Source organism: Hydrogenophaga sp., assembly GCF_022844385.1.
In the GTDB taxonomy this organism is placed as follows: domain Bacteria; phylum Pseudomonadota; class Gammaproteobacteria; order Burkholderiales; family Burkholderiaceae_C; genus Hydrogenophaga.
On the sequence record NZ_JALHLX010000094.1, the window covers coordinates 1 to 11,014 of the forward strand.

Annotated in this window: 7 protein-coding genes; 4 read left to right on the top strand and 3 right to left on the bottom strand. The window is 66.2% G+C overall.

All coding sequences use genetic code 11. From position 1 onward, the window contains the following. Positions 1-598: FecR family protein (locus Q0C59_RS14305; RefSeq protein ID WP_291216569.1), on the bottom strand; the 598-nt coding region annotated here is incomplete at its 3' end. Between the two features lie 219 nt (positions 599-817). On the opposite strand from Q0C59_RS14305, the gene Q0C59_RS14310 reads away from it, so the two are divergent. After that, positions 818-1,597 carry a (2Fe-2S)-binding protein gene (locus tag Q0C59_RS14310; RefSeq protein ID WP_291216570.1) on the top strand — a complete coding sequence of 260 codons (780 nt, stop codon included), beginning with the start codon at positions 818-820 and terminating at the stop codon, positions 1,595-1,597. 5 nt (positions 1,598-1,602) lie between these two features. Here the strand turns inward: Q0C59_RS14310 and Q0C59_RS14315 are convergent, their stop codons facing one another. Both Q0C59_RS14315 and map read right to left on the bottom strand, forming a co-directional pair. After that, positions 1,603-4,317 carry a [protein-PII] uridylyltransferase gene (locus Q0C59_RS14315; protein WP_291216572.1) on the bottom strand — a complete coding sequence of 905 codons (2,715 nt, stop codon included), beginning with the start codon at positions 4,315-4,317 and terminating at the stop codon, positions 1,603-1,605. A 4-nt stretch (positions 4,318-4,321) separates the two neighbouring features. Beyond that, complete coding sequence (gene map / locus Q0C59_RS14320; RefSeq protein ID WP_291216574.1) at positions 4,322-5,149, bottom strand: type I methionyl aminopeptidase; 828 nt, start codon at positions 5,147-5,149, stop codon at positions 4,322-4,324. Positions 5,150-5,271: 122 nt separating this feature from the next. Between map and purL the strand changes: the two genes are divergently transcribed. The 3 genes from purL to Q0C59_RS14335 all read left to right on the top strand — a co-directional run. Continuing rightward, positions 5,272-9,390, top strand: coding sequence for a phosphoribosylformylglycinamidine synthase (purL, locus tag Q0C59_RS14325; RefSeq protein ID WP_291216576.1), 4,119 nt, complete (start codon positions 5,272-5,274; stop codon positions 9,388-9,390). 52 nt (positions 9,391-9,442) lie between these two features. After that, entirely contained in the window at positions 9,443-10,417 is a 975-nt protein-coding gene (locus Q0C59_RS14330) for a DUF808 domain-containing protein (protein WP_291216578.1), read from the top strand. 133 nt (positions 10,418-10,550) lie between these two features. Continuing rightward, on the top strand, positions 10,551-11,014 hold a 464-nt coding region (locus Q0C59_RS14335; protein ID WP_291216579.1), incomplete at its 3' end, for a toll/interleukin-1 receptor domain-containing protein.

Consider the following 11,014-nt stretch of genomic DNA (forward strand, 5'->3'; position numbering starts at 1 on the left):
GCTTGTCGAGCATGATGCCGGGCTTGTTGTCGCGCACGACCTCGACCTTGCCTTCAAACATGCACACGGCGTCGTGCTCGGCATCGGTCATGCTCCAGAAGTCGGTGCCACGGATGCCCACAGTGGCGGTGGCCATCTTGAGGTTGAGTTCGCGCTTGTTGCCCAGGGCTTTGCTGGAGTAGTCGGTGGCGTAGCGGAACACGCCGGTCACCAGGCGCAGCGTGGCCGAGAGTTCGGAGGGGCCTGCCGCTTGCGGCTGGCGCACCGTCAGGGTCTCGATCAAGAACTCGGAGTTCTCGCCGAGCTTGATCACGCTGCGGTCGGACATGCGCAGCAACATACGGGCATTGCCAGCTGTGATGGCCTTGTCGGTCGCGCGCAATTGCACGCCAGGCTCGGCCGCGCGGCGCTGGCCATTGCGCTCGACCCAGGCGGGTAACTGAATGGCCTCAACCACGGTGCTGGATGTCGCGGCACGGGCGGTGCCCTGACTGGCCCAGAGACCGGCGCCCAACAGCAGCAGACCCAGGGTGTGGCGCACGAGAGACCGGGGTGAACGTGCGGCGGGGAGGGCGTTTGGTGCGGCTGACGGAAACATGGATGACCTCTTCAAAAACAGGGATGGCTGAACCAGACTTGAGCGAGCCTTGCGCTGACTACGCGGACATGCTTGTATCGGATGCAGCGCAGGCAAAAAACAGGCTTGCAGTGAAACTTCTCCGTGAGAAAAGTCGCGCGCAAAGCGCCCAGGTGTCATGCCGGCTTGTCCCTTGACGGGGGTGGGGCATGTCCGCGCCGGTTGACACTGCGCCCGTCGATGCGTTTCACTGCATGGCTGGCCATGTCCGTGGCCATCGTTTCAACGCAGCGGGGTCTTCAGATGGATCGTCGTGAATTCGTGGAAAGTTGCGCACTGGGTGCCGGGTCGCTGGCGGCCACCCTGGCCAGCAATGCCTGGGCTGTTGATGCCAAAGCCCGCAACCACGGCCGCGTGCTGCTGGTGGACGAGCTGGGAAAACCGCTCAAGGCCGCGGGCCTGAGGGCCCAGACCAACTACCTGTTTCACTACCCCTTCGAGGCCACACCGGTGTTCCTGCTCGATCTGGGCAAGGCGGCGGCTGCCACGCAACTGGTCACCCGCGACAAGCAGCCCTACCAGTGGCCCGGTGGCGTCGGCCCACGGCGCAGCCTGGTGGCTTTTTCGGCCATCTGCGCCCACAAGCTGGTGTACCCCACGAAAGACCTGAGCTTCATCAGCTTTCGCAAGGGTGCGGCGGTGAATCCGCAGACGCCGAGCAAGGGCAGCGATCTCATCCATTGCTGCGCCGACCACAGCCAGTACGACCCGGCGCGCGGTGCACAGGTGCTGGCCGGGCCGGCCGAGCAACCGCTGTGCGCCGTGCTGCTGGAGCACGACGCGAAGACCGATCAGCTCACCGCCACCGGCACCTTGGGGGGCGAGTTGTTCGACGATTTCTTCAAGAAGTACGAGATGAAACTGAGCCTGGAGGTGGGGCCCAATGCGAAGCAGGCTGTCTTGCAGCAGTCCACGGTGCGTGAGCTTGACCAGTACTGCCGCAACCCGGTGCGGTGCTGAGCGACTCAGCCCTCCAGCGTTTCCAGCAGCTCCGTCTCGATCTCGATCTGCCGCTTGTTCATCTGCAACTGCGCGCCGCAGATGAGAAAAGTGTCTTCCACCCGCTCGCCCAGCGTGGTGATCTTGGCCAGCTGCACATTGATGTCGTATCGGGCCAGGACCCGGGAAATGCCGTAGAGCAGGCCGGCGCGGTCGCTGGCCGAAACCGACAACAGCCAGCGTTGCGCTTTCTCATCGGGTCGCAGATCGACCCGGGGAGTGACGGGAAAGCTCTTGACCCGGCGCGACAGCCGGCCTTTCATCGGGGCGGGCAGCGGCCCGCATTCGTCGATGGTTTGAGCCAGGTTGTTCTCGACCATGGCGATGAGTTCGCGGTAGTGGTCGGAGAGGGAGGGTGCCACCACCTGGAAGGTGTCGAGCGCATGCCCGGTGAGCGTGGTGTGCACGCGCGCATCGAGGATGCTGAAATTCGAGCTGTCGAAGTAGCCGCAGATGCGGGCGAACAGGTCGTTCTGATCGGGCGCATACACCAGCACCTGCAGACCTTCGCCCTCGGGCGAGAGACGGGCGCGCACGATGCAGCGATCGGGTACGGCCTCGCCCTCGGGCGCCGCTTTGCCTGCGGCCTTGGTCGCGGTCTGGGCGATCTGGCGCGTGAGCACCCGGGTGTGCCAGGCGATCTCGTCGGCCTGGTGGCGCATGAAGTAGCTCACGTCCAGCGTGTCCCACAGCGCCTTGTGCGCCATGTGCGGCAGCGCGTGCAGCGCCAGCATGGACAGCGCCTCGCGCTTGCGCGCCTCGATCACCGCGCCCGGGTCGGGCGCCCGGCCGCCCAGTGCGCGCAGCGTGTAGCGGTACAGGTCTTCCAGCAGTTTGCCTTTCCAGGCGTTCCACACTTTCGGGCTGGTTCCACGAATGTCGGCCACGGTGAGCAGGTACAGCGCGGTCAGGTAGCGCTCGTTGCCCACACGTTTGGCAAACGCGGCAATCACGTCAGGGTCGCTCAGATCTTCCTTCTGTGCCATGCGGCTCATGGTGAGGTGTTCGGACACCAGAAACTCGATCAGCTTGCTGTCTTCGCGCTCGATGCCGTGCTGGCGGCAAAAGGTGCGCACGTCCCTGGCGCCGAGGTCGGAATGGTCGCCACCACGGCCCTTGGCAATGTCGTGAAAGATCGCCGCGATGTAGAAGATCCAGGGCTTGTCCCAGCCGGCGGCGAGCTGCGAGCAGAACGGGTATTCGTGCGAATGCTCGGCAATGAAGAAGCGGCGCACGTTGCGCAGCACCATCAGGATGTGCTGGTCCACCGTGTACACGTGGAACAGGTCGTGCTGCATCTGGCCCACGATGTGGCGGAACACCCAGAGGTAACGCCCGAGCACCGAGGTCTCGTTCATCATGCGCAGCGCGTGCGTGATGCCTTCGGGCTCCTGCAGGATCTGCAGGAACTGGGCCCGGTTCACCGGATCGGCGCGGAACTTCGCGTTCATCACCGGCCGGGCGTTGTAGAGCGCGCGCAGCGTGCGGGCTGAAAAGCCCTTGATGCCCACCGTGGTCTGGTAGATGTGAAAGGTCTCCAGGATGGCGTGGGGCTGCTGCACGTACAGGTCGTCGCTGGCCACCTCCAGCATGCCGCCCTTGTCGAAGAAGCGCGCATTCAGCGGGCGCAGGCGGTCCACGCCGGCCATGTCGTCCTGCAGGCGTTCCTGGATGTTGAGCAGCAGGATCTGGTTGAGCTGCGTGACGGCCTTCGCGGCCCAGTAGTAGCGCTTCATGAGCGCTTCGCTCGCGCGGCGCGTGCCCTTGGCGGTGGGCGCCACATGCGGCGCGCCGGGCGGGCCGGCGGTGATGACGGCCGGTACCTGCGCCTTGAAACCGAACGACTCGGCCACGGCGGTCTGCAGGTCGAACACCAGGCGGTCTTCGCGGCGGTTGGCCAGCAGGTGCAGGCGCGCGCGGATCAGGCTGAGCAGGGCTTCGTTGGCCTTGATCTGGCGGGCTTCCAGCGGCGTGGCAAGACCCTTGCGCGCCAGGTCGTCCCAGCTGCGGCCCAGGCCGGCGGCCTTGGACACCCACAGGATGATCTGCAGATCGCGCAGGCCGCCGGGCGACTCCTTGCAGTTGGGCTCCAGCGAATACGGGGTGTTTTCGTACTTGGTGTGACGCTGGCGCATCTCCAGCGTCTTGGCCACGTAAAAGGCCTTGGGGTCCATGGCTTCGCCGAGCTGCGTCACCAGTCGGTTGAAGGCGTTCTTGCTGCCACAGATCAGGCGGCTCTCCAACATGGAGGTCTGCACCGTCACGTCCTTGGCCGACTCTTCCACGCAGTCGGCCACCGAGCGCACGCTCGAGCCGATTTCCAGGCCGAGGTCCCAGCAGGCGCCGATGAACGCTTCGAGCTGCTTTTTCAGTTCTGCGTCGTCGTCGGGCTGTGCACCGTCGGGCAGCAGCACCAGCACGTCCACGTCGGAATAGGGAAACAGCTCGCCGCGGCCATAGCCGCCCACCGCAATGAGCGAAAAGCCGCTGGCAAACCCGGCGCGGCCCCACAGTTCGCGCAGGGTCTGGTCGGTCAGGCGCGAGAGCTGCTGCAGCGCCTGGCGCACGCCCCGGGTGGAGGCTCCCTGGTCGCGCAGCAGCGCGAAGAGAGCGGTCTTGTCGTCGCGGTAGCGCTGGCGCAGCGCGCCGATGTCGCCCGCAGGCGCCAGGAGCGGGTCCATCGGCTCAGGCGGCCACAGCGGCAGCGGGCGTCACGAACGCCGGCGGCGCCAGGCTGCCAGCTGAAAGCGTGAGCACCTCGTAACCCGTTTCGGTCACCAGCACCGTGTGTTCCCACTGGGCCGAGAGCGAACGGTCACGCGTGACGATGGTCCAGCCGTCGCCGGCTTCCTTGATGTCGCGTTTGCCCGCGTTGATCATGGGCTCGATGGTGAAGGTCATGCCGGGCTTGAGCTCTTCGAGCGTGCCCGGACGGCCGTAGTGCAGCACCTGTGGGTCTTCGTGAAACTTCTGACCGATGCCGTGGCCGCAAAACTCGCGCACCACCGAAAAGCCGTTGCTCTCGGCAAAGGTCTGGATCGCATGGCCGATGTCGCCCAGCCGGATGCCCGGCTTGACCATCACGATGCCCTTCCACATGGCCTCATACGTCACCTGGGTCAGCCGGCGCGCCTGCACCGAACAGGCGGCTTCACCACCGATCATGTACATGCGGCTGTTGTCGCCAAACCAGCCGTCCTTGATGACGGTCACGTCCACGTTGAGGATGTCGCCCTTTTTGAGCGGCTTCTCGTTCGGGATGCCGTGGCACACCACGTGGTTGATCGAGGTGCACAGGTGGCCGGGGTAGGGCGGGTAACCGCTGGGCTGGTAGCCGATGGTGGCCGAGACCGTGCCCTGTTGTTTCATGAATTCGGCCGCGAGGCGGTCGATTTCGAGTGTGGTCACGCCGGGCTGGATCAGCGGCGTGAGGTAGTCCAGCACTTCGGAGGCCAGGCGGCAGGCCACCCGCATGCCTTCGATGCCCGCTTCGTCTTTGTAGGTGATGCTCATGGGCGTGGATTATCCCACCGGCCCCTGCGGCGCAGGGTGTCGGGGGCGATGCCTGGGTGGGCCGCGCGGGTAAAATCGCTGCTTCGCCCACCCCCCGGGTCTACGCACCTCAGGCTCCCAACGTGTCCCTGCACCTGCGCACTTTCGATGGCGGCAATGCCATCAGCGACTTCAAAGTCCAGCAACTCCTGCCCCGCCTGGCAGCCTTCTCCGACAAGATCACCGGCCTCTCGGCCCGCTTCGTGCACCTCGCGGCCTTCGACGGCGAGCCCGATGCGGCCACCGTGGCGCGCGTGGGTGAGCTGCTGACCTATGGTGAGCCCGCCACCGAGGCCCACCTCAAGCTCGAAGCCGCCGGCGCCCCGGCGCTGCTGGTGATGCCGCGCCTGGGCACGGTGTCGCCTTGGGCGTCCAAGGCCACCGACATTGCCCACAACTGCGGCCTGGCCCTGCACCGGGTGGAGCGGCTGGTCGAATTCCGCCTGCAGCTCAAGAGCGGCCTGCTGGGCAAGGCCAGCCTGTCGGCCGAGCAGCTGCGTGCCGTGGCCGACCTGCTGCACGACCGCATGACGGAAAACGTCTCGCTTGACCGCGCGCAAGCGCAGGCCCTGTTCACCGAGCTGCACCCCGCCCCCATGGAGCAGGTGGATGTGCTGGGCGGTGGTCGCAGTGCGCTGGAGCGCGCCAACACCGACTGGGGTCTGGCCCTGGCCGATGACGAAATCGACTACCTCGTGACCGCCTTCACTGGCCTGAAACGCAACCCGACCGACGTCGAGCTGATGATGTTTGCGCAGGCGAACAGCGAACACTGCCGCCACAAGATCTTCAACGCGCAGTTCACCATCGACGGCGTGACGCAGGACAAAAGCCTGTTCGGCATGATCCGCCACACCCACCAGCTCGCGCCACAGCACACCGTGGTCGCGTACTCCGACAACGCCTCCATCATGGAAGGCAGCGTGGTGGAACGCTTCGTGGCACGCGCCGGTGGCGATGCCTCTCCTGCCTACGTGGCCGAGACAGCGACGCACCACGTGCTGATGAAGGTGGAAACCCACAACCACCCGACCGCCATCTCGCCATTCCCCGGCGCGTCCACCGGCGCGGGCGGCGAAATCCGCGACGAAGGCGCGACCGGCCGCGGCTCCAAGCCCAAGGCCGGCCTGACCGGCTTCACAGTCGGCAAACTCTGGGGTGGCCTGAGCGATCAACCGAGCGGCAAGCCCGAGCACATTGCCAGCCCGCTGCAGATCATGACCGAGGGCCCGCTCGGCGGCGCGGCCTTCAACAACGAATTCGGCCGGCCCAACCTGCTGGGCTATTTCCGCGAATACGAACTGGCTGTGGACGGCGTGCAGCGCGGTTATCACAAGCCCATCATGATTGCCGGCGGCGTGGGCGTGATCGACGAGACCCAGACGCAGAAGATTCTGTTCCCCGCCGGCTCGCTGCTGATCCAGCTCGGCGGCCCGGGCATGAAGATCGGCATGGGTGGCAGCGCGGCCAGCTCCATGGCCAGCGGCACCAACGCCGCCTCGCTGGACTTCGACTCCGTGCAGCGCGGCAACCCCGAGATCGAGCGCCGCGCGCAGGAGGTCATCAACCACTGCTGGCAGCAAGGGGCGAACAACCCCATCCTGGCGATCCACGACGTGGGCGCGGGCGGCCTCTCGAACGCCTTCCCCGAACTCACCAACGACGCCGGGCGCGGTGCGCGTTTTGATTTGCGCGCCGTGCCGCTGGAAGAAAGCGGCCTGGCGCCCAAGGAAATCTGGTGCAACGAAAGCCAGGAGCGTTACGTGCTGGCGATCGCGCCCGAATCGCTGGAGGTGTTCAAGGCGTTCTGCGAGCGCGAGCGCTGCCCGTTTGCGGTGATTGGTGTCGCCACGGAAGAGCGCCAGCTCGTTCTGGGCGACGTGAATTTGCCCCTTCCCCCGCTGGGGGAAGGCAGGGATGGGGGCTCGCATACCGACAAGACAACTTCAAGCGTGCCCCCACCCCAACCCTCCCCCAGCGGGGGAGGGAGCCAAGCCGTCGACATGCCGATGAACGTGTTGCTGGGCAAGCCGCCCAAGATGCACCGCGACGTGAAAACCGTGGCGCGCGAAGCCGCCCCGCTGGACCTCACTGGCGTGGACCTGCAGAAGGCCGTGATCGACGTGCTGAGCCACCCCACCGTGGCCTCCAAACGTTTCCTCATCACCATCGGCGACCGCACCGTGGGCGGCCTCTCGCACCGCGACCAGATGGTCGGTCCCTGGCAGGTGCCGGTGGCCGATTGCGCCGTGACCTTGGCGGATTTCAAAGGCTTCGCGGGCGAGGCCATGAGCATGGGCGAGCGCACGCCGCTGGCTGCGTTGGACGCGGCGGCCTCAGGCCGCATGGCGGTGGCCGAGGCCATCACCAACCTGCTGGCTGCACCCATCGAACTGCCGCGCGTGAAGCTCTCCGCCAACTGGATGGCCGCCTGCGGCGAACCGGGCGAAGACGCTGCGCTGTACGAAACCGTTAAAGCCGTGGGCATGGAACTCTGCCCGGCGCTGGGCATTTCGATTCCCGTGGGCAAGGACAGCCTGTCCATGCGCACGCAGTGGAGCGAAGGCGGCGAGACGAAGAAAGTGACCTCGCCGGTGAGCCTGATCGTGAGCGCCTTCGCCACGCTGGCCGACGTACGCGGCACGCTCACACCGCAACTGAACAACACCCTGGACGACACCACGCTGGTGCTGATCGACCTGGGCAAAGGCCGCCACCGCATGGGCGGCAGCGTGCTGGCCCAGGTGCTGGGGCAGGGCGGTGGCGAGGCGCCCGATCTTGATCAGGCACAAGACCTCATCAGCCTGGTCAATGCGGTGAACGCCCTGCGCGCCGAGGGCAGGATCCTGGCCTACCACGACCGCAGCGACGGTGGCCTGCTGGCCGCAGCCGCCGAAATGGCCTTTGCCGGCCATGTAGGCGTGGCGCTCAACGTGGACCTGCTGGTCACCGAAGGCGACGGCATCAGCGACAGCCGCGCCGAGGTGGGCGACGCCAAGAACTGGGCCGGCCAGGTGAGCGCTCGGCGCGAAGAGCTCACGCTCAAGGCGCTGTTCAGCGAAGAGCTGGGCGTGTTGCTGCAGGTGAAAACCGAAGACCGCAACGCGGTGATGCAGACCCTGCGCGAGCACGGTCTGAGCAAGCACAGCCACTTCGTGGGCAAGACCCGCCCCGCATCGTCGGCCATGGAAGTGGGCAAGGGCCAGTTGCAGGTGTGGCGCGACACCAAGGCCGTGTTCTCGGCCACCCTGTTCGACCTGCACCAGGTCTGGGACAGCGTGAGCTGGAAGATCAACCAGCAGCGCGACAACCCGGCCTGTGCCGATGCCGAACACGCCGCAGCTGGCCTTCCCCATGACCCCGGTCTCCACGTTTTCCTCCCTCTCCCTCTGGGAGAGGGCAGGGGTGAGGGCTTTCCCGCTCCCGCCTTGCACCTTTCCCGCCCCAAGGTCGCCATCCTGCGCGAGCAGGGCGTGAACTCGCACGTGGAGATGGCCTACGCCTTCACCCAGGCCGGCTTCGAAGCTTTCGACGTGCACATGACCGACCTGCAGACTGGCCGCGCCAAGCTGGCCGACTTCCAGGGTGTGGTCGCCTGTGGCGGCTTCAGCTACGGAGACACGCTGGGTGCGGGCATCGGCTGGGCACGCAGCATCACCTTCAACCCGGCGCTGTCCGATCAGTTCAAGGCCTTCTTCGCACGAACCGACACCTTCGGTCTGGGCGTGTGCAACGGCTGCCAGATGTTCGCCGAACTGGCCGACATCATCCCCGGCGCCGAGGCCTGGCCGCGCTTCACCACCAACCAGAGCGAGCGTTTCGAGGCCCGCCTGTCCATGGTGGAAGTGCTTGAGTCGCCCAGCCTGTTCCTGCAAGGCATGGCGGGCAGCCGCCTGCCGATTGCCGTGGCTCACGGCGAGGGTTACGCGAACTTTCACCACCGCGGTGACGCGTCGAAGGCGATTGCTGCGATGCGCTTCACCGACAACACGGGTGCCGCCACCGAGCAGTACCCGTTCAACCCCAACGGCAGCCCGGGTGGCTTGACCGCCGTGACCACGGCGGACGGCCGGTTCACGGCCATGATGCCGCACCCCGAGCGCGTGTTCCGCAACATCCAGATGAGCTGGACCGACCAGGACCCGTCGGGCCACAGCGCCTGGATGCAGTTGTGGCACAACGCGCGAAAGTGGGTCGCATGACCACGACCTGCATCGCTTTCCGCGCCTGACCCCTCAACCCCTGAAAGAGACCATGGCCGGAAGCAGCTTGCTCTTGTTGATTGACGACATCGCCGCCATTCTTGACGATGTGGCTGTGATGACCAAGGTGGCCGCGCGACAGGGCGTGGCGGCCGCCGATGACGTGGCGGTGATGACCAAACTGGCAGTGAAGAAAACGGCGGGTGTGCTGGGCGATGACCTCGCACTCAACGCACAGCAGGTCACCGGCGTGAAGGCCGACCGCGAGTTGCCGGTGGTCTGGGCGGTGGCCAAGGGTTCTCTGCTCAACAAGGCCATCCTGGTGCCGGCGGCGCTGCTCATCAGCGTGGTGGCGCCCTGGGCCATCACGCCGTTGTTGATGCTGGGCGGACTGTTCCTGTGCTACGAAGGTGTCGAAAAACTCGTGCACGCGTTCGGTGCCCACAAGGCCGAAACCGAGGCCGAACACGCCAAACGGCTGCAAGCTGTGGCCGACCAGAACGTCGACCTCGTGGCCTTCGAGAAAGAGAAGATCAAGGGTGCCGTGCGCACCGACTTCATCCTCTCGGCCGAGATCATCGTGATCAGCCTGGGCGCGGTGGCCGCGGCCAGCATGGGCCAGCGCGTGGCCGTGCTGGTGGGCATCTCGCTGCTCATGACGGTGGGCGTTTACGGCCTCGTGGCCGGCATCGTCAAGCTGGACGATCTGGGCCTCTACCTCAACCAGCAGGTGGCTCGCTGGAAGCAGGCGATCGGCCGCGGCATCCTGGCGGCTGCGCCCTGGCTCATGAAAACGCTCTCGGTGGTGGGCACGGCCGCCATGTTCCTGGTGGGCGGTGGCATCCTGGTGCACGGTGTGCCCGCCGTGGGCCATGGCATTGAAGACTTCGCCGCAGGTCTGGGCTGGGTGGCGCCCGTGGTGACCGGTCTGGCCGGTGCGCTGGTGGGTATGGTGGCGGGTGCGCTGGTGCTGTTGGTGGTGGGTTTGCTCGGCCGTCTGCGCGGCAAAAAGCCCCAGCCTGCCTGAGGCGTTGATCCCCCGGGTGGGGATGGCACATGCCGGGGCAGCGTCCTAGAATGGTCCGGTCGGCCCCGGGAATCTGCGAGGCCCGACACCGGACACCGCACCGATTGGCGGTGAAACCTCGGGTCTTCGCCACATGGACGGGATCTTCATCAGCTACCGCAGGGACGACTCGGCCGGCTACGCCGGGCGGCTGTACGACCGGCTCGCGGCCCATTTCGGCGCCGACCAGGTCTTCATGGATGTCGCGGGCATCGAGCTCGGCACCGACTTCGTCACCGCCATCGAGCAGGCGGTCGGCTCCTGCAAGGTCCTGATCGTCGTCATCGGAGACGAATGGCTCAGCACCACCGACGCTGCCGGGCGCCGGCGGCTCGACGATCCCCACGACTTTGTGCGTCTCGAAACCAGCGTGGCGCTTGAGCGCGAGATCCGCGTGGTGCCGGTGCTCGTGGGTGGTGCGCTCATGCCGCGTGGTGACGAGCTGCCCGCCAACCTCAAGGCGCTTGCCCGGCGCCAGGCCATCGAAATCAGCCACAAGCAGTGGGAAGCGTCCACGCGCGAACTGATCATGGCGCTGAACACCATGCTGGGCCAACG

Bases quoted from the DNA above. Each gene is read 5' to 3' on its own strand.
- Q0C59_RS14310 (WP_291216570.1), top strand. From the start codon at position 818: ATGCGTTTCACTGCATGGCTGGCCATGTCCGTGGCCATCGTTTCAACG.
- Q0C59_RS14315 (WP_291216572.1), bottom strand. From the start codon at position 4,317: ATGGACCCGCTCCTGGCGCCTGCGGGCGACATCGGCGCGCTGCGCCAG.
- map (WP_291216574.1), bottom strand. From the start codon at position 5,149: ATGAGCATCACCTACAAAGACGAAGCGGGCATCGAAGGCATGCGGGTG.
- Q0C59_RS14330 (WP_291216578.1), top strand. From the start codon at position 9,443: ATGGCCGGAAGCAGCTTGCTCTTGTTGATTGACGACATCGCCGCCATT.